Source organism: Archangium lipolyticum, assembly GCF_024623785.1.
Classification (GTDB): Bacteria; Myxococcota; Myxococcia; order Myxococcales; family Myxococcaceae; genus Archangium; species Archangium lipolyticum.
Genome location: NZ_JANKBZ010000033.1, coordinates 98088 through 123699, shown reverse-complemented (window position 1 = coordinate 123699; position 25612 = coordinate 98088). Strand labels below are relative to the sequence as shown.

The following is a 25612-nucleotide window of genomic DNA, read 5'->3' as shown; positions in this document are numbered from 1 at the left end:
TGGTGCATACACGCCGGGCGAGGCCGACGCCTGCCCCGTCCCGGAGAGCAGGTGTCCTGTCAGGTCGTGGGTGGCTATGCTGGATGCGCGGGCTCTCCGGCGTGCGCAGCCTGGCGGGACAGGCTCTCCAGCACGTGGCGCTCATAGGTGCGCGTGCCCTGCTCCCGGGCGATGCGGAGGCCTCGGAGGAAGTCCTCATGGGCCGCTTCCTCCTGGCCGAGCATGCGGAGGACTTCACCGCGCAGCCGGTACAGCTGCGGCTCGTAGGAACGCTCGCCCGTCCTGTCCCGGTATGCCAGGGCCTCGTTGATGGTGGCCCACGCCTCCTGCGCCTGCCCCAGCTTCAGGTGGATCTCCGTCAGCATCGCGAGGTTGTGTGGCATGCCGCTGCCGAAGCCCGAGAGCTTCCACTGCTCGAACCCCTTGCGCATGAGCGCCAGGGCCTCCCGCGGCTGCCCGAGCTCGGACAACGCCCAGCACCGGAAGAGTGTCGACATGCCCAGCCACACCCGGAACAGGTGCTCCCGGCTGATCGCGATGCACTCATCGGTCAATCGCAGGACGCTCGGTGCGTCCCTTCGCAGCTGGCAGCCCAGGGCGGTGTAGTTCAGCGCGAAGGCGGTGGTGTTGGGATGGCCGAGCTTCGCGCTCAGCTCCAGCGCTTCCATCATGTAGCGCCGGGCCTCCTCTTGCTGGTCCAGGGTCGAGAGGATGACGGAGCCATAGGCCAGCGCCATCACACGTGGGTTGGCCAGGTGTTTCAGGGTGACGGCCCGGTGCTCCTCGAGCGTGAAGTCCGAGTACGCCACCGCGCGCTCCACGCACTCGAGGGACTCCTTCATCCGTCCCCAGGTGAAGAAGTCCACCGCCATCATGCGATAGCCCAGGGCGAGCAGCTCCCGATCGTGGTGGCGATGGCCCATGTCCACCAACTGCTCCGCCAGCTCATGCGCCAGGTGGAGCTCCGCGCGTGCGGTGTAATAGACGAAGAGCCCCCAGTAGGACAGCTCCAGCCGTGGCAGCGCATCGCCCACTTCGCGGATGAGCTGCCGGACCCGTTCGAACGTCCGTTCCGGCTCGGGCGAGTGGAAGCCCTGGACCTGGAACAGCGGGACCCCCAGCGCCATCTGCAATTGCAACTCCTGCTCCTTGCGCTGTCCCGTCTCCGGCAGGTGGTGCAGAAGCCGCAGGGCCTGCTTCAGGTGGCTGATGGCCTCCAGGTTGGCCGAGCGCTGGCTGGCGCGCTTCCCGGCCCGCGCCCAGTACTGGATGGCCAGCGCGTACTGCCCCGCCTCCGTGTAGTGGTGCGCCAGCAACTCCGGCTGGGTCTCCACCTGCTCGGGGAAGCACTCCACCAGCGCCTGGGCGATCCGCTGGTGGTGGTGCCGCCGCGTCTTGCGCAGCAGGGATTGGTAGGCCGCTTCCTGGATGAGCGCGTGGCGGAACTGGTAGCCCGGGACGGAGTCCTCCTCCTGCCGCCGCAGCAGCCCCGCGCTCACCAGTCCCTCCAGGTCCCTGCGCAGCCCGCCCTCCTCGTGCCGGGTGAGGGCCGCCAGCAGGGGGAAGGTGAAGTCGCGTCCGGCCACCGCGCACAGCTGGGCCAGGGCCTTCTGCCGCGAGGGCAGCATGTCCAGCCGCGCCAGCAGCAGCTCGTGCAGGCTCATCGGGATGGAGGAGGGCATCTCTCCCGAGCCCTGCGCCCGCTCCAACACCATGCGCGTCATCTCCTCGACGAAGAGCGGGATGCCATCCGTCTTCGCCACCAGCTGATGCACCGCCTCCTCCGTCAACCGTGTGCCGTGCGCGGCCTCGCGCACCAGCGTCGCCGTGCAATCCGCCGGCAATCGCTCCAGCACGAGCCGTTGGAACCCGGGCGGGGGCCAGGGCGGCTGGAACTCGGGGCGGGCGCTGAGCAGCACCAGGACGCGCGCCTTCCCGATGCGCTCCATCACGGCGCCGAGCAGTTGCAGCGTGGACGGGTCCGCCCAGTGCAGATCCTCCACCACCACGAGCACCGGGCGCTCGTGCGCGGCCCGCAGCAACAGGGCGACCAGTGATTCGAGCACCAGCCCCTTGCGCCGTTCCGGTGAGAGTTGGGGCGTGGCCGACTCCCCGCCTTGCATCGGCAGCGAGAGGAAGGAGGCCATCACCCGCATGTGCTCCGGCGACACGCCCGAGCGCTGCGCCAGCCCTCGCAGCTCCTCCTGGAGGTTCTTCGTGGAGCCGTCTTCCTGGAAGAGGTGCTGGAGCAACTCGATGACGGGGTGGAAGGCGCTGGTGCTGGACTGCGACCAGCACTGGCAGCGCAGGCAGAGGCTCGACTCCGTCTCCACCCGCTCGCGCACCTCCTGGACGAGGCGGGACTTGCCGATGCCCGCCTCGCCGACGAGCAGGACGGAGCCGCCGTGGCCCTGGAGCGCCCGTTCCCAGTGGTCGAGGAGCTGTCCCAGCTCGCGCTCGCGTCCCACCAGCGGTGTGAGCGCGCCCGAGACGCGCACCCGCTCGAACCGGGACACCGCCTTCCGCTCGCGCAGCAGGCGGCAGATGTCCACGTTCAGCGTTCCCGCCAGCCCATCGAAGGAGTGCGAGCCGAGTGTCTCGAGCTCGCAGAGCCCGCGCACCAGCCTGCAGGTGGTGCCGCTGAGGACCACCGCGCCGGGCTCGGCCCGTCGCGACAGCCAGCTGGCGATGCGCGGCGCCTCGCCCTGGATGGCGAGCGCCTGTCCCCGGTGTCCCCCGGCACGCTCGTCCAGGGCCACCACGTCCGTGTGGATGCCGACCTTCACGGCCAGCCGGGTTTCAGGGGAGGGGAGTGGCTCACGGCCCTCCGCGAAGTGCCGGACCAGCTCCATCGCCGCGTGCACCGCGTGCTCCGAGTCCTCCTCGTGCGCCACGGGGTAGCCGAAGCATGCCAGCACCTCGTCTCCCATGGACAGGGCGATGGAGCCGCCGTGCCGTTGGATGAGCTCCGTGCAGCTCTGGTGGAAGGTGGCCTCCATCTCACTGAAGTCCTCGGGGTCGAGCTGCTCCAGGGGGCCTTCCAACCCCGTCAGGCGGCAGGACACCAGCGTCACCGTGCGCCGCTGGAGCTCCACCGCCCTCGGCGCCTCCTGCCGCAGCCCGAGCCGCTCCGCGAGCTCACGCAGCTCCTCGCGCAGCTCCATGGCGGAGGCGAGGCGCCGGGCGGGCTCCTTGGCCAGCGCCGAGGCCACGAGCCGCTCCACCTCCTCGGGCAGCTCCGGGTGGTGCAGGCGCAGGGAGGGGACCGGCTGCGCCGACGTCACGTGCTCGCGCAGCTCCTCGAGCGAGGCGCTCGGATAGGGCAGCTCCCGCGTGAGCAGCTCGTACATCAGGATGCCGGCCGCCCAGACGTCCGTCCGCTCATCCAGCAGCGCGCCCCGCCACTGCTCCGGCGCCATGTAGGGGGGCGTTCCCGCGGTCGGCAGATTGGGTACGTCCGGCGAGCGGGAGGACATGAGGTACGCCAGTCCGAAGTCCAACAGCTTCACCGTCCCCCGGTGCGTGATGAACACGTTGCTGGGCTTGAGGTCGCGGTGGATGATGTGCCGCTGGTGCGCGTGCGCCAGTCCCGCGGCCACGCTCTCGAGGATCTCCACCGTGCGCTTGAGCCCGGGCGGTCCCCGCTGGAGCAGACTGGAGAGCGGTTCTCCCTCCAGGCACTCCATGACCAGGAAGGGGACCGGCCGCTCCCACGTGCCTCCCTCCCATTCGGACACGTCGAAGATGCGGACGATGTTCTCGTGGTCGAGCTGGGCCACCGCCCGGGCCTCCTGCTTGAGCAGCGCCACCATGCGGTTCTCGCCCGCCCCCTCCTCACGTGGCAGCAGGAACTTGAGCGCCACCACACGCTGCAGCTCCGCGTCCCTCGCGCGGAACACCAGCCCCATGGCCCCGCCTCCCAGCTCCTCGATGATCTCGAACCTGTGGCCGTCCCGGCCGCCCATCCGCTCACCGGGTCTCGGCTTGCGCATCACCTGGGGGACGGCGTGCGCCACCTGCTCCATGAAGGAGTCACCGAAGTCCAGCTCGGAGTCCAGGCCCTCCAGGAAGTCCGAGGACCCCTGCTGCTGTGCTTCCTCGTGCTGGGGTTCGATGTGCTCCCGCATGTTCCTGGTTCCTCGTCCTGGTGGCGGGTTGCCGAAGGGAAAGTAGGAGCCGGGGTGCCGTGAAACAACGCCGTAGGCAGCCAGGGCTCCGGCTGCACGCTTCATTGGCGTGAAGGACGGAGCGCCGGGGCGGCGGTGTGTGTCGGGACATGACGGTTGACATGTCGGAGTCGACATTCAACCCGTCGAAACGTCGGGCTCGTCCGCCTCCCCGTTTCTCAGCCAACGGGAGCGGTTGGATGGGCCCGCCCGGGTGTAGCATGGCGCTCCTCTCCGCCAGGGGGACTTCCCGTGCTCGATGGGTATGACTCGGAACTGCGCATGGCCATTGTCGAGGGACTCCTCTCCAAGGAGGAGGCCGGTGCCTTGCGCGAGGAGGCGCTCCGACAGGCGCGGAGTCCCCTGGAGCTGCTCGTGGAGCGGGGGCGGCTCTCCGCGGAGACGCTCGCCTCGCTGCGCAAGGAGGTACGTCTCGAGGAGACGGCCCGGTACAGTGACGGCGAGAGTCCGGAGGACGACTCCACGCTGGAGCTGCCCTCGCGGCAGCGCCTCGTCGAGGATGGCGTGGGTTTCCCGGTGGTCCAATGGGAGCGCTATCAGCCCGTGAGGTTGCTGGGGCAGGGCGGCATGGGGCGGGTGTTCCTCGCCCATGACTCGCAGCTGCGACGCGACGTGGCCCTCAAGTTCGTCCGGGATGACGACCCCGAGCACATGCGCCGCTTCCTCTCCGAGGCCCGGTCCCAGGCCCGTGTGCATCACGAGCGCGTGTGCCAGGTGTACGAGGTCGGCGAGGTCCAGGGCCGGGCCTACATCGCGATGCAGTACATCGACGGGCAGACGCTGAACAAGATCGGCCCGAGGCTCCCCCTGGAGCAGAAGGTGCTGGTGATGCGGGAGGTGGCCGAGGGCGTGCACGCGGCCCATCGCGCCGGCCTCGTCCACCGGGACCTCAAGCCCTCCAACATCATGGTGGCGCGCACCGGGGATGGCGCCCTCATGCCCTACGTCATGGACTTCGGGCTGGCGCGCGACTGCAAGGAGGGCGTGACGGCCACGGGCTCGGTGCTGGGCACGCCGCACTACATGGCGCCCGAGCAGGCCCGCGGCGAGGTGGGCCGGTTGGATCGCCGCGCGGACGTCTACAGCCTGGGCGCCACGTTCTACCACCTGCTCACCGGCGTCCTTCCCATCCCCGGCAGCAACAGCCTGGAGGTGTTGAGCAACATCGCCTCCCTGGAGCCGCGCCCGCCGCGCTCGGTGGACCCGGACATCCCGGCGGACCTGGAGGCCATCGTCCTCAAGTGCATGGAGAAGGACCGCTCCGCCCGCTACGACTCGGCGCGCGCCCTGGCCGAGGATCTGGACCGCTTCCTCAACGGCGAGCCCGTCCTGGCGCGGCCCACGGGGCTCTGGTACCGCCTGCGCAAGAAGGCCCGCAAGCACCGCGCCTTCGTGGCCATGGCCGCGGGGGCGCTCGCCCTGGTCCTGCTCGCCCTGGCGGGGGCCGGCCTGCGGCTGCGCGAGGCCGAGCGGCGCGCCGCCCTGGAGCTCCGCTCCACCGAGCTGGTGGCGCAAATCGACGCCCTGGCCGGCCGTCCCTACCTCCTCCCGCTGCACGACACGAGCGCGGACCGGGAGCGGATCCGCACGTGGATGCGCCAGCTGGACGCCGAGCTGCTCGAGACCGAGGACGCGGACAAGGGGCCTGTCCACTACGCGCTGGGGATGGGCCACCACGCCCTCGGGGATGAGGCGAAGGCCCTGTCCCACCTGGAGTCCGCCTGGCAGCGGGGCTACCAGACGCCTCGGGTCGCCTACGCGCTGGCCGAGGTGATGGGGCACCTGTACCAGGTGCTCCTCCTGGAGGTGGAGCGTGGCTACCAGCAGCAGCGCAGGAGGGAGGAGCCCGGCGACACCTCGGCCGAGCAGCGGCGCGAGGCGCGGAAGAAGGAGCTCGTGCGCCGCTACCGGGATCCGGCGCACGCCTACCTCGAGAAGAGCGAGGGGGCTCCAGTTCCTCCTCAATACGTGGCGGCCCTCCTCTTCTTCCTGGAGGACCGGTTCGACGACGCGCTGGTCCGCCTGGATATGTTGGGCGAGAGGGCACTCGAGTTCTACGCGGCACCCAGGTTGAAGGGGGACATCCTCCTGGCCCGGGCTCTTCAGCACCGGAACCACGGCGAGCCCGAGAAGGCCCGGGCCGATTTCGAGGCCAGCCGTCAGGCCTATGGCCGGGCCGCGGACATCGGCCGGAGCGACCCCGGCGTCCACCACGCGATGGCGCAGCTCGAGTCCGCCGTGATGGACACGGAGCTCTACGGTCAGGGGAATGTCGAGCCCCCCTTCGAGCGGGGCCGCCAAGCGGTGGCACGTGTCCTCCAATCCGCTCCCGACCACTACGAGGCCCGCGTGCTGCTGGCGCGCTTCCATCGCCGTCTCGCGGAGGCTCGCGCCACCCAGGGCAAGGACGTGGAGGAGCCCGTCCGCGACGCGCTGGAGGCCGCGCAGGCCGCGAGGAAGCTCGTGCCCGACCGGCCGGAGGCCTGGATGGAGCTGGGGTGGAGCTTCTGGCGGCAGGGCCGGGGACGGCAGTCGCACAACGAGGATCCGCGCGAGCAGCTCGGCAGGGCCGTGGAGTCCCTCGAGAACATCGCCCCGAAGGACCAGGGCTATGAGTTCCACGTCCTGCGCGGCCTCATCTTCAAGACGTGGTCGGATTACGAGGCGCAGAACGGACTGGACTCCCTGCCCAGGCTCGACAAGGCCATTGGCGCCTACCGCGAGGCCATCCAGATGGACGAGAGCCAGATGCTCGGCTGGCTCGATCTCGTCAACGCGTACCTCCTGCGCGCCTCCCGTTCGAATGGCCGCGAGTCCATCGAGGACCTGGAGCAGGCCCGGGTGGCGCTGGTGAAGGCGCGGGCGCTCAATCCCCGCCATGCGGTGCTCCATGACTACGAGGGGCGGTATCACGAGGTGCTCGCCAGCAGGCGCAGGGCCCGGGGCGAGGATGCGCGGCCCGAGTGGGAGCAGGCGCTCGCGAGGTACGAGGCGGGGCTCGCCCTCAATGCCGGGTCCGCGTTCCGCCTCAACAGCAAGGGCGTGGTCCTGGCCGAGCTGGGGCAGGAGGCCTGGGACCGGGGTGGAGAGCCCGCCCCCTGGCTGGAGCGGGCCCAGGCCGTCTTCGAACAGGCCCTCCGCGTGGCTCCGCGGAAGTTCTCCGCCTACAACAACCTCGGCTGGCTGAATTCAAGGCGCGCCGGGTACCTGCTCGCCCGGGGAGAGGATCCGGCTCCGGCCCTGCGCGCGGCCGAGCGGGCGTACCAGCAGGCCATCGAACAGGCACCGGAGCACCCCCTGCCACGGGCGAACCTGGGCAGGGCCCTTCGGACCTGGGCCGCCTTCGAGCTGGAGCAGGGGAGAGAGCCCAGCAAGCTCCTGTCCCGGGCCTCCGAGGCGCTCCAGCAGGCGCTCGCCCGCAATCCCCGGGCGGGAGTCACCTTGCTGGGCCTCGCGGAGGTACAGGCCACCCAGGTCCTCTGGAAGGTCCGGCGGGGACAGGCACGGGGCGAGGACTTCGAGGCGGCGGCGGCGGCCTTCCAGAAGACACTCGAGTCCGAGCCCGAGAGCCGGGATGCACGTCTGGCCTTCGGCCACTTCCTCCGGGAGTGGGCCCTCTGGCGGAAGGAAGCGGGACACGAGCCCCTTCCCATCCTGGAACGGGGGCTCGTGCTGGCCGACGGGTTGTCGAAGGGGCGTCCGCGGTGGGCGGATGCGCTGCTCCTGCACGCGAGCCTGGACCTCACGCGGGTGGAGCTGGCGGCGCAGCCGGAGGCGCGGGAGCTCGAGCGGATCCGCGAGGAGCTCGAGCAGGCGCTGGCGAGCAATCACAACCTCGCGCGCGAAGGCCAACGTCAGCTCTCGCGCTTGCGGCGGCTCCTCGCCAGCTCGCGGTAGTCAACCGGCCGCGAGATGCGGCGAGGAGCGGCTTCCCTCAGCCTTCCACGTCGGGCGGATCCGTGTGGCTGCCGCCCTCATCCACGCTCGTGCCCACCCGGCCCAGGCTGTAGGTGGTGTTCGGAGCGCTCGGGTTCTGGCGCTTCGCGTTCGCCGTCACCCGCAGCGCCACTCCCGGCATGGACTCGTTCGTATGGTCATCAATGACAGAGGTCTTCTCGCGCTGCATGGCATCCCCTCCTTCTTCGTGAATATCGCCAACGCCCGGGAATCTACCTCATCTCGGGCAGTCGCGGACCAGAGCAAGGCACATGCCGTCCCGGTGGGGCACGTGCTCCCGCTCTACCCACGGGAAATTACCGGGAAATCCGACCCTTGGAGTGGGGCTCGACATGTCGAGAGGTGTCGAGCCGTGTCCAGGGCGCTTCTTCAGGGCTCGAGCCCCAGCTCCTTGATGCGGCGGCGCAGGGCCTGCTTGGAGACCTCCAGGCGCTCCACCATGGCGTCCAGGTTGCCCTGACACTCGTGGTGGCAACGGGTGATCTCCTCCGTGCTCAGGTCTCCCGCGGTCCGGATGCTCTTGCTGCGCTCGATCAGGTCATAGATGGAGGTCCGGGAGATGCCGAGCTGATCCGCCGTGGGTTTGAGGTCCCAGGAGTTCTCCCGCAGTGCGGCGATGAGCTCCTGCTCGGTGATGTCCGAGGGTTTGCGGCGGGGGACGGGGGGGGTCCTGGGTGTCGGCGTCTCCGGGGCGGTGAGGGCGCGTCCGGCGGGGAAGGGCAGGGCGGAGCCCAGCTCGCGCTCGATCCGGGGATCGACCCGCAGGTGGGGCAGGCCCCGGCTGGCGATGACCAGCTGCCGGACCACGTTGCGCAGCTGGCGGATGTTGCCGGGCCAGGAGTAGCGGACGAGGCGGGCCGCCAGCGAGGCCGGCAGCCACGGCTCGGCGGAGGAATCGGTGTGGGACAGGCGCCAGGACTCGCCGATGGCCTCGAGCTCCTCGCGGGCGAAGTGGAGGAAGAGCAGACCGATGTCCTCGCGGCGCTCGCGCAGCGGGGGCACGCGGATGTCATAGCCGGTCAGCCGGTGCAGCAGCGGGGCCTTGAAGCGTCCCTCCTGGATGCGCGCCTCCAGGTTGGCATCCGTCGCGGCGACGAGGCGCACGTCCGTGGTCAGGGGCGTGTGCCCGCCCACCGGGTACATCTCGCCCGTCTCCAGCACGCGCAGCAGCATCACCTGGACTTCGGGGGGCGCTTCACCCACCTCGTCGAGGAACAGGGTGCCCCCCTGGGCGGCGCGGAAGAAGCCCTCGCGGTCCCGCGTGGCGCCCGTATAGGCACCCTTGTGCGCGCCGAAGAGCTCCGCGGCGGCCAGCTCCTTGGGGATGGCGCCCAGGTTCACGCTGATGAACTTCTCGCCCCGGCGCTTGCTCCGCTCGTGGATGGCGCGAGCCACCAGCTCCTTGCCCGTTCCCGTCTCGCCCCGGATGAGCACCGGGACCTCCAGGTCGGCGATCTGCTCGATGTGCGCGCGCACGCGCCGGGTGCTCGCGCTCTCACCCACCATGCCCAGCGCGTCCGGGGAGGGCTCGTCCGTCTCGGGCTCCATCAGGTGCAGGAGGAGCACCACGCGCTCGGCGAGCTCGAGCGGAACGCCCGCGGTCAGCTCCTCGGGTCCGAACTCCCGGCCTCCCCGGATCGGCTCGCCCGCCACCACCTGGGTGCCCCCCTCCTCGACGAGCAGCCGCAGCCGCCCCTCTCCGGCGGACATGAAGCGCAGCGGCTTCCTGCTCAGGCCGCGATCGGCGAGGGGTGCTCCCGGGGCGCCACCGGGCCGCACGAACTCCGGCGCCATCCGGGACAGGGACACCTCTCCACCGGCGAGCACCTCGCGCAGCAGGAGCTGCTCTCCCACCCGCCACATGTCGGGATGCGAGACGATGGTCAGGGCTGGAACGAGGCGAACGGATTGAGCGCCGACGCTCCGTTTCGGCCGGCTGAGTGTGGTCACGTCATCCAGCTGACCTTCATTCATGGCTTTTCACTGTACACTGGGGACTGACCCTGGACGATGTCTCCGCCTTGCTGGTGGGGGACCCCCAGCCAGCAAGGCGCTTGCTCGCCAGCTCCCCTCGCGTCTCTTCGTGAGCGGAGGGCAGTGGACCGCCGGGCGGGCTTTTGCCGGAACGGCCGGGCGTGCCAACCCTGTGGGTATGGCGACCCCTCGACGACCCAGTGGCTCCGCCCGGGAGCGATTGCGTACCTACCGTGAGAAGCGTGACTTCACCAGCACTTCCGAGCCCGCCCCGGAGGTTCCGGCTCCACGCGGTGGGAGTGGACCCGTCTTCGTGGTGCACAAGCACGACGCCACGCGGCTGCATTACGATCTGCGGCTGGAGATAGACGGGGTGCTGGTGAGCTGGGCCATTCCGAAGGGCCCCAGCTACGACCCCGCCGACAAGCGGCTGGCGGTGCAGACCGAAGACCATCCGCTGGCCTACGCCACCTTCGAGGGCCGCATCCCCGAGGGCAGCTATGGGGCGGGGGATTCGATTCTCTGGGACTCGGGCACCTTCGACACGGTGCCGCCGGGCCAGGCCTCCGAGCAGCTCTCGCGGGGACGTCTGCACGTGGCGCTGCACGGACAGAAGCTCGAGGGGGAGTGGCACCTCATCCGCACGCGTCCCAGCGGGAAGAAGGCGCAGTGGTTGTGCTTCAAGGCCAAGGACGGCACCGAGCGGGCCGGCTACGACGTCGCGCAGGAGCGCCCCGAGTCCGTGAAGTCCGGGCAGAGCGTCACCCGCGGGCCTACGCGCCGCACCCGGAAGCCCACGGCGAAGTCCGCGCGCAAGGCGAGTCCCTCGCGCCGGGTGGCACGGGTGCGCACGCCCGAGGCCCTGCTGGAGCGGGTGGGGTCGCCCATGCTGGCGACGCTCGCCCAGGTGGACGCCACCGAGGGGGCCGACTGGCTCTTCGAGGTGAAGTACGACGGCTTCCGCGCGCTCGCCGGGCTCCAGGGAGGCAGGGTCGCGCTTCAGTCGCGCGGCGGGAAGGATCTGTCCCTCCGCTTCCCGGCCATTGCCCGGGCGCTCGAGACGCTCGGCGAGCACGAGGCGGTGGTGGACGGAGAAATCGTGGCCCTGGACGCACAGGGGCGCTCTCGCTTCCAACTGCTCGGCCAGGGCGCCGAGGAGCGCTTCGTCATCTTCGACCTGCTGTGGCTCGAGGGAGAGGACCTGCGCGCCCTGCCGCTGGAGGAGCGCCGGGAGCGGCTCGAGCGGCTGCTCGCGCGGGTGAAGCCACCGGTGGTGCTCGCCGAGCGGGTGGAGGGCAGCGCGAGCGAGGCGCTGGCGGAGGCGAGACGGAACGAGTGGGAAGGCGTCATGGCCAAGCGCGTGGGCAGCCCCTACACGCCGGGCCGGAGCGCCACGTGGCTCAAGCTGAAGGTGCAGGCCAACCAGGAGGTGGCCATCGTGGGGTTCACGCCCATGGCCAACGAGCGGCCGGAGCTCGGCTCGCTGCTGGTGGCGGTGCGTGAGGGTGAGGGCTGGCACTACGCGGGCAAGGTGGGCACGGGCTACAGCGCGAAGGTGCGGCGCGAGCTGCTCACGCGTCTGTCGCGCGACGTGGTGAAGAAGCCGCCGGTGGAGGACGCGCCCTTCGTACGGGACGCCCTGCGCAACGAGGAGGCGCGCTGGGTGAAGCCGCGCTACGTGGCCCAGGTAGCCTTCACCGAGTGGACCGAGGATGGCCGTCTGCGCCATCCCTCCTTCCAGGGTTTGCGCAACGACAAGCGCCCCGAGGAGTGCGTGCGGGAGCGGCCGCGCAGCACGCCGGTGGGTGGGCCGGGCACGAAGAAGTCCACGGCGCGAGGCCCCCACCGGCGGACCGGGACCAAGGCGCGCCGGGGGACGGCGGCCGCGGGCAGGACCGCCGTGGCCCGGAAGGAGCAGGAGGCCACCACTTCCAGGGCGGGCCGTACGCCGCTGGTGGCGCTCACCCATGGAGAGCGGGTCCTCTTCCCCGAGCCCGGCTTCACCAAGGCGGACGTGTTCGCCTACTTCCGGGACGTGGCGCCCCTGATGGTGCCGGCGCTCGCCGGACGGCCGCTCGCGCTGCAACAGTGGCCGCGCGGAGTGGACGAGCCCGGCTTCTTCCGCCAGGGGGTGAAGGGCACGCCGGACTGGCTCACCACCGCGTGCATCCACCACGAGACGAAAGACCTGCCCCACGTGGTGGTGGACCGGCCCGAGTCGCTGTTGTGGCTCGCCAACCAGTCCGCGCTCACCCTGCACATCTGGTCGAGCCGGGTGGGGCACCTGGAGGAGCCGGATTGGGTGTTCTTCGATCTGGACCCGGGCAGTGGGACCTTCGATGACCTCATCCAGTTGACCACCTCGTTGCGGCGCTACCTGGAGGGGTTGGAACTGAACAGCGTGCCCAAGACCTCTGGCAAGCGGGGCCTGCACGTGCTGGTGCCGCTCGCTCCCGGGCACACCTACGAGCAGGTCCTGGAGTTCGCCCACGCGACGTTCGAGGAGCTCGCCCGGAAGCACCCGGAGCTGGCCACCACCGCACGAGCCAAGAGCCAGAGACAGGGGCGGCTGTACCTGGACGCGGACCAGAACGCCTGGGGCAAGACGCTCGTGGCGCCGTACTCGCTGCGCGCCCTGCCGCACGCTCCGGTGTCCACGCCCCTGAAGTGGTCCGAGGTGACCCGGCGGTTGGATCCCACCCGCTTCACCCTCGGCACGATGCGCCGGCGCCTGGACAAGGTGGGAGAGCTGTTCGCCCCGGCACTGGCCGGCGGGCAGAAGCTGCCTTCACCCTCCCGGGCCGCATCGAAGCGCCGACGGTAGGCTCGGACATGCGCGTTGCACTGCTGTTTCTCAAGATTCGGTGTGACGCGCTTCCAGGGTCAAGGCGTGCACGGTCTGGGAGTTCACCCGGTAAACACCGCTAGTCAATTCCGGGCGGGGTGGTAGCGTGCGCTCTCCGAGAACATGAGACAAATGGCGGACGGAGCGGACAGCCTTCTTCGGCAGAGGGATCGAGCCGGGCAACTGGCCGCTTGGGGGCGTCTGGACGTGGCGCTCACCGAGTTCCGGCGACTCGAATCGGAGGGGCGCACGCAGGAGGCCCTCGCTGGCTACGAGGGGCTCGCGAAGGCCTGGGCCCATGGCAGCCAACTGCTGCGCGCCATCGTGGCGTGCAAGGCGCTGTCGAGGCTCGGACCGGCCCCCCTCCGCATCCAGTCCCTCATCGCGAGCCTCTACGCGCGCCAGGGCGTGAGCCCGTCCAACGAGGGCACGGGGCCGCTGTCCTCCGCCGAGCTGGAGTCCCTGCTGGAGCGGGAGAACCCGGCGTTGTCGGTGCCCATCTTCTCGATGCTGGACCGCGACGCGTTCGTGGCGCTGCTCGACGCGGTGGAGGTGCGCACGTTCGCGGCCGGCCAGACGGTGGTGCGCGAGGGCGAGCCGGGCGCGTCGATGGTCTTCATGGCGGAGGGGCGCGCGGACATCGTGCGGACGCTGGAGGACGGCTCGCGGCAGGCGGGGCCCTCGGTGGTGGAGGGCGGGGCCTTCGGGGAGCTGACGCTGCTGGTCGAGGGGCCACGGTCGGCGGGGCTGGTGGCGGCGGTGCCCTCCGTGCTGCTGGAGCTGACGAGGGAGCGGCTGGTGGAGGTCGCCGGCCGGCATCCGCTGCTGATACGGGTGGTGGAGGCCTTCTGCCGGAGGCGCGCGGTGGACAACCTGCTGCGCACCCACCCGATGTTCTCGCTGCTACCGTACGAGCAGCAGCGGGTGGTGGCGCGCGAGTTCCGGCTCCAGCGGGTGGAGGCGGGCACGACGCTGCTCACCGCCGGAGCCACCGGAGACGCCGTCTACCTGCTGCTGCGTGGCCGTTGCACCCCCTACCATGTGCACCCGGACGGCCACGAGACGCCCTACCCGGTGCTGCGCGAGGGCGACGTGCTCGGGGAGATCTCCCTGCTGCTGGACAAGCCGGTGACGGCCATGGTGCGGGCGGACGTCCAGTGCCTGCTGCTGCGGCTCGATCGTTCGGCGTGCGAGCGGCACATCTTCAGCCAGCCGGGCATGCGGGATGCGCTGATGCGGATCGGCGCCGAGCGCCTGCGGCGGACCGCCCGGGTGCTCGCGGAGCGCTCCCTGCCCGAGGGCGACCCGGGCCTGTAGCCATGGGTGTGCCGGGTGACCCGGACGGGCGGTGAAAGCCCCCCAACCGTCCGCCTCTGGAATCCCCCGCAGGAACCCTTTGCAAGCCGCTTTCGACGGGCCTAGAAGACGCACGATCCCAGCGGACGGTAAGGAAGGACGGCACTCACAATGACGGACAGTTTCAAGAGCAAGAGCCAGTTGAAGGTGGGCTCGGCCACGTACGACTTCTACAGCCTCGCCAAGGTGGGCAAGGACCACGCCTCGGTCGCGCGCCTGCCCTTCTCGCTGAAGATCCTGCTCGAGAACCTGCTGCGCCACGAGGATGGCCGCGTGGTGAAGCGCGAGCACGTCGAGAAGATGCTCGCCTGGAACCCCAAGGCGGACCCGGACACTGAAATCTCCTTCCACCCGGCCCGCGTGCTGCTGCAGGACTTCACCGGCGTGCCCGCGGTGGTGGACCTGGCCGCCATGCGCGAGGCGCTCGCCGCCATGGGTGGCGACCCCGCGAAGATCAACCCGCGCAACCCGGCCGACCTGGTCATCGACCACTCGTTCCAGGTGGACGTGTTCGGCACCTCGGACGCGTTCCGCGCCAACGCCGAGCTCGAGTTCGACCGCAACAAGGAGCGCTACGCGTTCCTGCGTTGGGGTCAGAACGCGTTCAAGAACTTCCGCGTGGTGCCGCCCGACGTGGGCATCTGCCACCAGGTGAACCTGGAGTACCTGGCCCAGGTGGCCTTCCGTCAGGGCAACGTGGTGTGCCCCGACACGCTGGTGGGCACCGACAGCCACACCACCATGATCAACGGCCTGGGCGTGGTGGGCTGGGGCGTGGGCGGCATCGAGGCCGAGGCGGCGCTGCTCGGCCAGCCCATCACCATGCTGATTCCGCAGGTGGTGGGCTTCAAGCTGTCCGGCAAGCTGCCGGCGGGCGCCACCGCGACGGACCTGGTGCTCACCGTCACGCAGATGCTCCGCAAGAAGGGCGTGGTGGGCAAGTTCGTCGAGTTCTACGGCAACGGTCTCAAGAGCCTGTCGCTGCCGGACCGCGCCACCATCGCCAACATGGCGCCCGAGTACGGCGCCACCATCGGCTTCTTCCCGGTGGACGAGGAGAGCCTCAACTACCTGCGCTTCACCGGCCGCCCGCCGGAGCTCGTCGCGCTCGCCGAGGCCTATTACAAGGAGCAGGGCCTCTTCCACACCGAGAGCACGCCGGACCCGGTCTTCAGCGACACGCTGGAGCTGGACCTGGCCACGGTGGTGCCGAGCCTCGCCGGCCCCAAGCGCCCGCAGGACCGCGTGCCCCTCAAGGACATGAAGGCCGGCTACGAGAAGTCGCTGGTGGAGATGCTCTCCGCGGGCAAGAGCAAGGGCGAGGACGACGAGGGCGGCGGCAAGGCCAAGGCCCCCGCGGCCCCGGTGCCTCCCGAGCGCCTCAAGCAGACCGTCACCGTCAAGCAGGGCAACCAGAGCTACGAGCTGGGCCACGGCGCCGTCGTCATCGCCTCCATCACCTCGTGCACCAACACCTCCAACCCGGCGGTGCTGCTGGGCGCGGGCCTGCTGGCCAAGAAGGCCGTGGAGCGCGGCATCAACGTGAAGCCCTGGGTGAAGACGAGCCTGGCCCCGGGCAGCCGCGTGGTGACGGACTACCTCAAGGAGGCCGGCCTCATGCCCTACCTGGAGGCGCTCGGCTTCCACATCGTGGGCTACGGCTGCGCCACCTGCATCGGCAACTCGGGCCCGCTGCCGGACCCGGTGGCCGAGGCCGTCACCACGGGCGACCTCGTGGTGGCCGCGGTGCTCAGCGGCAACCGCAACTTCGAGGGCCGCATCAACCCGCACGTGCGCATGAACTACCTGGCCTCGCCGCCGCTGGTGGTGGCGTACGCCCTGGCCGGTGAGGTGGGCAAGGACCTGGACACCGAGCCGCTCGGCACCGACCGCAACGGCGCCCCGGTGTTCCTCAAGGACATCTGGCCCTCCGCCGAGGAGATCCGCGGCTTCATCAACTCCGCGGTGAAGCCCGAGCAGTTCCGCAGCCAGTACTCGCGCGCCATGGAGGGCGACCAGCTCTGGCAGCAGCTCCAGTCCGGTGGCGGCAACACGTTCAAGTGGGACCCCAAGTCCACCTACGTGCGCAAGCCGACCTTCCTGGAGAACATCCCCGCCGAGCCCAAGCCGCTCTCGGACATCAAGGGCGCCCAGGTGCTCGCGGTGCTGGGCGACTCGGTGACGACGGACCACATCTCGCCCGCGGGCAACATCGCCAAGACGAGCCCGGCCGCCAAGTACCTCATGGAGCAGGGCGTGGAGCCCAAGGACTTCAACTCCTACGGCGCGCGCCGCGGCAACCACGAGGTGATGGTGCGCGGCACCTTCGCCAACATCCGCCTGAAGAACCTGCTGGTGCCGGGCGTGGAGGGCGGTGTCACCGTCCACATCCCCACCCGCGAGCGGATGAGCATCTACGACGCCTCCATGAAGTACCAGCAGGCGGGCACTCCGCTGGTGGTGCTCGCGGGCGCCGAGTACGGCACGGGCTCCAGCCGTGACTGGGCCGCCAAGGGCACGGCGATGCTCGGCATCAAGGCTGTCATCGCCAAGAGCTTCGAGCGCATCCACCGCTCGAACCTCATCGGCATGGGCGTGCTGCCGCTGCAGTTCGAGGCGGGCCAGGACGCGCAGAGCCTGGGCCTGACCGGCCACGAGTCGTTCGAGATCGTCGGCATCGCGGAGAACCTGGCGCCGCAGAAGAAGCTCACCGTGAAGGCCACGGGCGAGGGCGGCTCCAAGGAGTTCACCGTGCTGTGCCGCATCGACACGCCGAATGAGCTCGACTACTACCGGCATGGCGGCATCCTGCTGTACGTGATGCGCCAGCTGGCCAAGGCGTAGTCCACGTCAAGAAAATCGGGAGGAGCCGCCCCCCAGCAGCTCCTCCCGACCCATCCCCACCCAACCCCGTCCGTCCTCCCCCACCGCCTTGCCGGAGTGGGGTAGAGCATCCCACGTGCCAGCGGGGCCCGGCGGAAAGGGCGTGTGATTTCGCGGTCTTATCGAGCCGTGGCAGGGTGCATCGGCGGGGAGCCGGTAAGACTGACAGAGCTCCTCCGCCGCGTGTCGGCCCGCTGTCGGGGCGGACCGCCTTCACCACCGCCGAGGTTCGATGGTTCCACCAGCGGGCGGGCAGGCGGGCGCTCCCACATGCCTGGCACCTCCCCACCGGGTCTGCTTTGGAACGTTCTTGTGCCTGAGCAGCGCCCCAAACCCGTTGTAATATGGGGAGGCGCGGCGCCGCTCTCCGAGCTCGAGGCCGCTGGAAAGCGAGCATGAGTACCGAGTCGGCACCAAGCAGTGATCGCACCTACGATGCGGAGCAGGATCTGCAGCACCGGTTGAGCCTGGCGACCCCGGAGCACACCACGCGCGGCTTCCTGTTCACCTCCACGTTGAGGGTGGTGCGCGACCTCGGCGAGAGCGAGGCCGTGGTGCGGCGTTGCATGGCCGCGAGCGGGGAGAAGTCCTTCGCGGAGTTCTTCAACTACCCCACGCGCTCCCTGCTGTTGTTGCTCGCCGCCGCGGCCCAGGCGCTGAGCGGCAGGTTCGGCGGCTTCGGCGAGGCCCTGCGGCAGATCGGCTTCAAGGCCGGGGAGAGCTACATGGAGACCCCGGTCGGGCGGACGGCGATGCAGCAGGCCGGAGGGCCTCCCCAGCAGATCATGGGCACCCTGCAGACGCTCTACTGGGTGTTGACGAGCTACGGAAAGCCCGAGGTGACCTGGACCGGGCCCAAGAGTGGCGTCCTCGCCATCCAGCGCACCCTCATGCCGCTCGCCTACCACGAGGGTGCGGCGGTCTCGATGGCGACGAAGCTGGGCATGCGGGGCGTGAAGGTGCGCGCGCGCAAGACGGGCGAGCTCAGCATCGAGCTGGAGTTCTGCTGGTGAGCCGGACGAAGGTCCGGGCGCCTCACGCCTCCTTCAGCCGGGCCCACGCCGCCCGGTAGCGGGCCAGCCGCTCGGCGTCCTTCGCGGTGACGGCCGGCAGCCGGCGCACGTCCATGTTGTCCTCCAGGTCCGCCAGCTTCACCCGGCGCGCGAGCGCGTGGGGGCGGACGCGTTCGATGAAGGACTCGTACGTCTCGCCCTCTCGCTTCGTCAGGTGTTCCAGCGCGCCCAGCACCTCCTCCGGGTAGCCGAGCCCGCGCAGCCGCTCCAGTGTGTAGGGCGAGTCCTCCACCACGTCGTGCAGGACGGCCACCATCCGCTCCAGCTCCCCATCCAGGCGCAGCATCACCCGCAGGGGGTGGAGGATGTACGTCTGTCCGGCCTTGTCCCGCTGGCCCCGGTGGGCCTCCACGGCCAGGGCGATCGCGTCTTCGAGGGTGGGCACGGAGTGGGCTCCTTTCACCAGAGGCCCTTCTTGCTGCGCTGGGCCTTCTTCTCGCCTTCCCGCTTCTTGGTCTCCAGACGGCGCCGCTGCGAGCCCTTGGTGGGCTTCGTCTTGTGGCGCTTCTTGGGCACGTAGGTGAGCGCCTGGAGTCCCTCGCGCAGGCGCTCGAGGGCGGCGCCCTTGTTCTGCACCTGGCTGCGGCGCTCGGTGCCCGTGACGGACAGGCCGGTGGGGGGATGGGTCAGACGTACCCCACTGGCGGTGGTGTTGCGGTGCTGGCCGCCCGGGCCGGAGGCGATGAAGTACTCGACCTCGCAGGCCTTGAGCAGGGCTTCATCGTCCAGGGCGAGGGCCTCCAGAGCGGCCTGGCGGCGGGAAGGATCGACATTCATGGAAGCGTCAACCTAGTAACACTCCGGCATACCCGCGAGTCGGATGTCATCCGATTGAATCTACACTGCATTTATTTACATATACGGTGCTCATGGGTTAACAGGCCGGGTCTGGATACCCGGAAAAACCCTCCCAAGGGAACGAAGAGGAACGCACATGATGGGGAGTACCGTGTCGAGGAGCCTGGGAGTCACGCTCCTGCTGCTCGTGACCTCGCTGTTTGCCGCGTGTGACGCGGGCGGAGAGGGCGATGAGCGGACGCTGGCCTCGCAGCGCGCTCCCGCCATCATCGTGCAGGGCCGGCCGTACCGGTTGGCCGGTGGGTCGGGTCATTCCCTGTTCGTGACGCCGGCGGACACGGTGTGGAGCTGGGGCATCAACAGCCAGGGCCAGCTCGGGGACGGCACCACCGCCCAGCGGCTGAGCCCGGTGCAGGTGCAGGGGCTCACGGGCATCACGGCCGTGGCCGCGGGCAACACGCACTCGCTGGCGCTGAAGGCGGATGGCACGGTGTGGGCCTGGGGTGGCAACGGCGAGGGGCAGCTCGGGGATGGCACCACCAGCCAGCGGCTGACTCCCGTGCAGGTGCCGGGGCTGACGAGCGTGAAGGCCATCGCCGCGGGCAACACGTACTCGCTGGCGCTGAAGGCGGATGGCACGGTGTGGGCCTGGGGCGCCAACGACGCCAGCCAGCTCGGGGATGGCACCACCACCTCGAGCGTCTCACCCGTGCAGGTGCTGGGGCTGGCGGACGTGAAGGCCATCGCCGCGGGTGACTCCCATGGCCTGGCCCTGCTCCAGGACGGCACCGTGTGGGGCTGGGGCAGCAACTACTTCGGCCAGCTCGGCGATGACACCGCCGCCACGCATGCCAGGGCGGTGCGGATCTCCGGCCTCACGGGCATCAGCGCCATCGCTGGCGGGTGGGCCCACAGCCTGGCGGTGGACGCCAACGGCGTGGTGTGGGCCTGGGGTGACAACACGTACGGCCAGCTTGGCAACGAGGGCGCCGCCCCGTCCACCACGCCGACGCGGGTCCTCGGCCTCTCGAACATCACGGCCCTCGCCAGTGGCTCCTACCACTCCCTCGCCCGGCGCATCGACGGCACGGTGTGGGCCTGGGGCGACAACAGCCTGGGGCAGGTGAGCGCGGCGGGGGCCAGCGTGCAGCGCGTCGCCATCCGGGTGCCCGAGCTCCTGGACGTGCAGGCCATCGCCTGCGGCAACTCCTATTCGCTGCTCGCGCTGGGCGACAACACCGTGCGGGGCTGGGGCCTCAACAACTCCGGCCAGCTCGGCAATGGCAGCGCCAGCTGGCGCCCCCTTCCGGGTCAGGTGCAGGGCCTCTCCGGCGTGGCGCAGATCGCCTCCGGAGAGCTGCATGCCCTCGCCGTACGCGGGTCGGACGGCACGGTGTGGACCTGGGGCCAGAACGACTATGGCCAGCTGGGCGATGGCACCCTCACCCTGCGCGCCCTGCCGGTGCAGGTGCCGGGGCTGACGTCCGTGCGGGCCCTCGCCGCGGCCACCTACCACTCGCTGGCGGTGAAGAGCGACGGCACGGTGTGGGCCTGGGGCGACAACATCCATGGCGAGCTGGGCGATGGGACGAACGTCCAGCGGACGAGCCCGGTGCGGGTGACGGGCCTCACGGGCGTCTCGGCCGTGGCGGCGGGCACCTACCACTCGCTGGCGTTGAAGAGCGACGGCACGGTGTGGGCCTGGGGCTACGACAACTATGGACAGCTCGGGGATGGAGCCTTCTCCGGCAACCCGCGCACCACCGCGGTGCAGGTGCGGGGCCTCACGGGCGTCGTGGCCGTGGCGGCGGGCACCTACCACTCGCTGGCGTTGAAGAGCGACGGCACGGTGTGGGTCTGGGGCTACAACGGCACGGGCCAGCTCGGCGATGGCACCAACGTCTCGAGCAACCTCCCCGTGCAGTTGAAGGGGCTGTCGGGCGTGAGGTCCATCGCGGCGGGGGCCTACCACTCGGTGGTGGTGAAGGACGATGGCTCGGCGTGGTCCTGGGGAGACAACACGTACGGCCAGCTCGGAGATGGGAGCACCCAGACGCAATACACGCCGGTCCAGGTCGCGGTCGTCACGGAGGGCATGTCCGTCTCCTGCCGGGGCAACCACGTGGTGGTGCGGCGCACCGACGGCACGCTCTGGGCGTGGGGACGCAATGGCCAGGGACAGCTCGGTACGGGCAACAGCACCTCCGTGAACGTGGCGGTGCCGGTGCCGAGCTTCTCGCGCATCGCGGCCATCGCGGTGGGGGCCCGCTCCTCGCTGGCGTTGCGGACCGATGGCACGGTGTGGGCCTGGGGCGACAGCACCTATGGCCAGCTGGGCAATGGCGTCACCAGCTCCGTCTTCTTCCCCGTGCGGACGAGGGGCAACCCGCGCTTCTCCCTGCTCGCCTCGGGCGACCACCACTCCCTGCTCGTGCGCGACGACAACGCCGTGTGGGGCTGGGGGAACAATGGCAAGGGGCAGCTGGGTACCGGCAATACCCTCCACCGGACCTCGCCCACCCGGGTCCGGGGCCTCACGTGTGTCGTGGCCGTGTCGGGTGGCGCCGCCTACACCCTGGCGCTGCGCTGCGATGGCACGGTGTGGGCGTGGGGTGACAACACCCATGGCCAGCTCGGGGTGGGCTCCCAGTCCTCGCGCACCACCCCCGTGCAGGTGCAGGGGCTCTCGAATGTCGTGAGCTTCTCGGCGGGTTCCTCCCATGCGCTGGCGGTGCGCTCCGACGGCACGGTGTGGGCCTGGGGGCTCAACGACAGTGGGCAGCTCGGGGATGGCACCACGCTCTGGCGCAACACCCCGGTGCAGGTGCGGGGCTTGCTGGACGTCATGGCCGTCTCGGCTGGCGCCGCCCACTCGCTGGCGGTGAAGAGCGACGGCACGGTGTGGGCCTGGGGACGCAACACCTCCGGGCAGCTCGGCGATGGCACCACCACCTCGCGCGGCCTGCCGGTGCTCGTGCCGGAGCTCGCGGGCGCCACGGCCATCTCCGCGGGTGACTCCCACTCGCTGGCGCTGACGGGTGACGGCTCCGTGTGGGGCTGGGGTGACAACACCTCCGGCCAGCTCGGCACGGGCTCCACCGACTCGAGCTACCTCCCGGTGCGGGCGCTGGAGCTCTCGAAAGTCACGGCCATCGCGACCCACCACTCGCACTCCCTGGCCCTGCTGGCGGATGGCTCCTTGTGGAGCTGGGGCGGCAATGACTTCGGGCAGCTCGGGGATGGCACCTCCCATCCGCGCTTCCTGCCCACGCAGGTGCCGGGAGTCTCGGACGTCGTGGCCATCGCCGCCGGCTACCAGCACACCCTGGCGCAGTCCCGGGACGGGACGCTCCTGACGTGGGGCAGCAACGAGTATGGGCAACTGGCGGAGGCGTCCACGAGCTTCCGAGGGAGCCCGGAGCTCATCTCCGGGCTGACGGATGGGACGGCCCTCGCGGCCGGCGCCCACCACGCCTTGGTGCTGCACGCGGACGGCACCGTGTCGGCCTGGGGCCTGAACATCAATGGCCAGAGTTCCAAGCCGGGGTGGGTGGAGGGGCTGACGGACGTCACCGCCATCGCCGCCGGTGCCTCCCACAATCTGGCCCTGCGCTCGGATGGCACGGTGTGGGCCTGGGGTCTGAACGAGCAGGGCCAGCTTGGCGACGGGACGCGCTTGGACCGGTCCGTGCCGGTCCAGGTGCTCGAGCTGAGTGACGTGAAGGCCATCGCCGCCGGCGCCGCCCACTCGCTGGCGCTGCGGAGTGACGGCACGGTGTGGGCCTGGGGCGGCAACACCTCCGGGCAGCTCGGCGATGGCACCACGGCCGGGAGCCTCGTTCCGGTGCGGGTGGTGGAGCTGGCGGGCATCGTGGGTGTCGCCGCGGGAGACGCCCACTCCCTGGCCCTGCGCGAGGACCGGACGGTATGGGCCTGGGGCGGCAACGACTTCGGGCAGCTCGGGGAGGGCACCACCCAGATGCAGCTCCTGCCGGTGCAGGTGGTCGGGCCGTCGGACGTCCAGGCCATCGTCGCGGGAGCGGCCCACTCCCTGGCCCTGGATGGCGCCGGCTCGGTGTGGGCCTGGGGCTCCAATGCGAGCGGCCAGCTCGGAGATGGCACCACCGTGCCGCAGCCGTTGCCGGTACGGTTGGAGACGGTGACGAGCCTCCAGGGCATCGCCTCCGGGGCGAATCACTCCGTGGGCCTGCTCCCCGATGGAGGGCTCGCCACCTGGGGAAGCAATGCGCACGGCGAGCTCGGGGATGGCACCAACGACGCGCGCCCCCAGCCCGCCGGGGTGGTGGGGCTCGCGGACGTGACGCGAGTCGCCGCGGGCCATGCCTTCACGCTGGCCCTGAGGTCCGACGGCTCCGTGGCCAGCTGGGGCGGCAATCTGTACGGCACGCTGGGCAATGGCGTGATGTCCCAGCGTCTCACGCCGGGCGCCGTCCAGTTCTGAGTGAGGTGGCGCGCGGTGCGCCTCCTCACCTCGCGAACCGCTTCCGGAGGGGCTTCTCCTCCTGGAGCAGGAGGCGCACGAGCCGCTGGCCGAACGTCAGCAGGACGATGCCCATCAGTATCTGGCCGCCGAGGATGATGCGGTTGACGTCCACCGCCGGCATCCAGCGCACCTTGCCCTTGCTCAGGACGAAGGCGCCGGCCGGACGGGCCCGCAAGCCGAAGCCGCTGCCGTAACCCTTGCCCGTGCCCGCGGGAGTCTCCGCTCCCTCGGGGGCGGTGCCTTCTCCGCCACCTCCGCCGCCTCCTCCGCTCACCCAGGCGGCGGGAATCACCGTCACCTCGCCCTGCTGGATGGGTTCTCCGAAGACGCGCCGGACATTGAAGGCGTCGCGAGCCCTGTCGATGACATCATTGACGTCCATGTGGCTACCCCCTGTGTTCCGAGGACCTTCCCGGATGAGGTAGCCACCTGCGAAAGGGGTAGCACCGGGCGCCTGCTCGGAGGCGCCCCCGGCCCGCGCCCTTCTCCCGATGAGAGGCCATGCCTCTCATTCTGAGAGGGATATGAGGGCACAATCCGGTGGAGGTCAGTAGTTCCAGGGGTTTACATGTTGGCAGGGGGATTGCTCTAGGGAAGGGGTGTAGAGGCACCCTTCCTGGAGACGACTCCAATGTCCATCGAGACCTGGCGGATCGACACCACCCACTCCTCCATCGGCTTCACCGTGCGGCACATGGTGGTGGCCCGCGTGCACGGCCGCTTCACCCGGTACGAGGGCCGGCTGTTCGTGAACGGCGACGACCTCAGGAGCGCGCAGGCGGAGGTGAAGATCGAAGCGGCGAGCATCGACACGCAGCTGGAGGCGCGTGACACCCACCTGCGCTCGCCGGACTTCTTCGACGTGGCGGCCTTCAAGCGCGTCATCTTCCGCAGCCGGCGCGTGGTGGCGGTGGGCAAGGACCGCTACCAGGTGGTGGGAGACCTGACGATCAAGGACTTCACGCGCGAGGTGGTGTTGGACGCCGAGTTCCTCGGCCGCGTGACGGATCCGTTCGGCACCGAGCGCCTGGCCTTCAGCGCTCGCACGAGCATCGATCGCAAGGACTTCGGTCTGACGTGGAACAAGGCGCTGGAGACGGGCGGGGTGTTCGTGGGCGAGCGCATCGACATCGAGCTCGATGTGCAAGCAGTGAAGGCGGCCGCCTTGGAGAAGGCGGCGTGAAGCGGAGAGAGGCTGGCCGGCCGCTCAGCCGGCGCCAGGTGACTGGCGGGCTGGTGGCCGGCGTAACGGGCCTGATGGGAGGGACGCTGCTCACGCGCGGCGAATCGCTCCCGGGCCCTCGTGCATCGAAGAAAGTTGGAGAACAGGAGTACCCCATGATGATCGTTCGACCCTCTGAAGCGCGCGGACATGCGAACCACGGTTGGCTGGACAGCCACCACACCTTCTCGTTCGCGGACTACTACGACCCGGACCAGATGGGCTTCCGCTCCCTGCGAGTCATCAACGAGGACCGGGTGGCGCCGCGCAGCGGTTTCGGCACGCACCCGCACCGGGACATGGAGATCATCACCTACGTGCTCTCGGGGCAGATCGAGCACCGGGACAGCATGGGCACGCTCGGGCTGCTGCGCGCGGGCGAGCTGCAACGCATGACGGCGGGCACCGGCGTGCTGCACAGCGAGATGAACAAGAGCGGCGAGGAGCTGCACTTCCTGCAGATCTGGATCCTCCCCGAGCGCAAGGGCCTGACGCCGAGCTACGAGCAGAAGGCCTTCACGGAGCAGGAGCGCCAGGGCCGCTTCAGGCTGGTGGTGTCTCCGGAGGGGAAGGACGGCGCGCTGAAGGTGCACCAGGACATGCGGCTGTACAGCACGCTCCTGGGCAAGGGCGAGCAGACGGAGTACGCGCTGGCGCCGGGCCGGCATGCGTGGCTGCAGGTGGCGAGGGGCAAGGGCACGCTCAACGGCGTGGAGCTGAAGGCCGGGGATGGAGTGGCGGTGTCCGAGGAGTCGCGCCTGGTGCTCAGCGCCTCCGAGCCGCTCGAGGCGTTGCTGTTCGATCTGGCGTGAG

The 25612-nt window shown here is 70.2% G+C and carries 14 protein-coding genes; 8 read left to right on the top strand and 6 right to left on the bottom strand.

The window, feature by feature from the left end:
• Positions 1-74: 74 nt before the first annotated feature.
• Entirely contained in the window at positions 75-4127 is a 4053-nt protein-coding gene (locus NR810_RS42565; RefSeq protein WP_257461116.1) for a protein kinase domain-containing protein, read from the bottom strand.
• Between the two features lie 291 nt (positions 4128-4418).
• Between NR810_RS42565 and NR810_RS42560 the strand changes: the two genes are divergently transcribed.
• Positions 4419-8084 (top strand): protein kinase domain-containing protein, encoded by a 3666-nt coding sequence (locus tag NR810_RS42560; RefSeq protein WP_326522543.1) that lies wholly within the window; start codon positions 4419-4421, stop codon positions 8082-8084.
• 37 nt (positions 8085-8121) lie between these two features.
• Here NR810_RS42560 and NR810_RS42555 read toward each other — a convergent pair whose 3' ends face one another.
• Both NR810_RS42555 and NR810_RS42550 read right to left on the bottom strand, forming a co-directional pair.
• Positions 8122-8313 (bottom strand): hypothetical protein, encoded by a 192-nt coding sequence (locus NR810_RS42555; protein ID WP_257461115.1) that lies wholly within the window; start codon positions 8311-8313, stop codon positions 8122-8124.
• Between the two features lie 200 nt (positions 8314-8513).
• Positions 8514-10118, bottom strand: a complete 1605-nt coding sequence (locus NR810_RS42550; RefSeq protein ID WP_257461113.1) for a sigma 54-interacting transcriptional regulator — start codon at positions 10116-10118, stop codon at positions 8514-8516.
• Positions 10119-10338: 220 nt separating this feature from the next.
• Between NR810_RS42550 and ligD the strand changes: the two genes are divergently transcribed.
• The 4 genes from ligD (at position 10339) to NR810_RS42530 (ending at position 18215) form a co-directional block, all read left to right on the top strand.
• Positions 10339-12942, top strand: coding sequence for a DNA ligase D (gene ligD / locus NR810_RS42545; RefSeq protein ID WP_257461111.1), 2604 nt, complete (start codon positions 10339-10341; stop codon positions 12940-12942).
• Between the two features lie 228 nt (positions 12943-13170).
• Positions 13171-14280 (top strand): cyclic nucleotide-binding domain-containing protein, encoded by a 1110-nt coding sequence (locus NR810_RS42540; protein ID WP_257461109.1) that lies wholly within the window; start codon positions 13171-13173, stop codon positions 14278-14280.
• Between the two features lie 150 nt (positions 14281-14430).
• A complete protein-coding gene (gene acnA / locus NR810_RS42535; protein WP_257461106.1) occupies positions 14431-17163 on the top strand; it encodes an aconitate hydratase AcnA in 2733 nt (910 codons plus the stop codon).
• Positions 17164-17597: 434 nt separating this feature from the next.
• Positions 17598-18215, top strand: coding sequence for a DUF2378 family protein (locus tag NR810_RS42530; RefSeq protein WP_257461104.1), 618 nt, complete (start codon positions 17598-17600; stop codon positions 18213-18215).
• A gap of 22 nt (positions 18216-18237) precedes the next feature.
• Here NR810_RS42530 and NR810_RS42525 read toward each other — a convergent pair whose 3' ends face one another.
• Positions 18238-18660, bottom strand: a complete 423-nt coding sequence (locus NR810_RS42525) for a GTP pyrophosphokinase (protein ID WP_257461101.1) — start codon at positions 18658-18660, stop codon at positions 18238-18240.
• Between the two features lie 14 nt (positions 18661-18674).
• The gene (locus NR810_RS42520; RefSeq protein ID WP_257461099.1) at positions 18675-19052 is read right to left on the bottom strand and encodes a peptide chain release factor family protein; all 378 of its coding nucleotides are present in this window, start codon (positions 19050-19052) and stop codon (positions 18675-18677) included.
• A 157-nt stretch (positions 19053-19209) separates the two neighbouring features.
• On the opposite strand from NR810_RS42520, the gene NR810_RS42515 reads away from it, so the two are divergent.
• Entirely contained in the window at positions 19210-23535 is a 4326-nt protein-coding gene (locus NR810_RS42515) for an RCC1 domain-containing protein (protein WP_257461097.1), read from the top strand.
• Positions 23536-23560: 25 nt separating this feature from the next.
• Here NR810_RS42515 and NR810_RS42510 read toward each other — a convergent pair whose 3' ends face one another.
• Positions 23561-23959 (bottom strand): GerW family sporulation protein, encoded by a 399-nt coding sequence (locus NR810_RS42510; RefSeq protein ID WP_257461096.1) that lies wholly within the window; start codon positions 23957-23959, stop codon positions 23561-23563.
• 249 nt (positions 23960-24208) lie between these two features.
• Between NR810_RS42510 and NR810_RS42505 the strand changes: the two genes are divergently transcribed.
• Both NR810_RS42505 and NR810_RS42500 read left to right on the top strand, forming a co-directional pair.
• On the top strand, positions 24209-24760 hold the full coding sequence (locus NR810_RS42505; protein WP_257461093.1) for a YceI family protein: 552 nt from the start codon (positions 24209-24211) through the stop codon (positions 24758-24760).
• A 155-nt stretch (positions 24761-24915) separates the two neighbouring features.
• Positions 24916-25611 carry a pirin family protein gene (locus NR810_RS42500; protein ID WP_257461092.1) on the top strand — a complete coding sequence of 232 codons (696 nt, stop codon included), beginning with the start codon at positions 24916-24918 and terminating at the stop codon, positions 25609-25611.
• Position 25612: the final 1 nt, after the last annotated feature.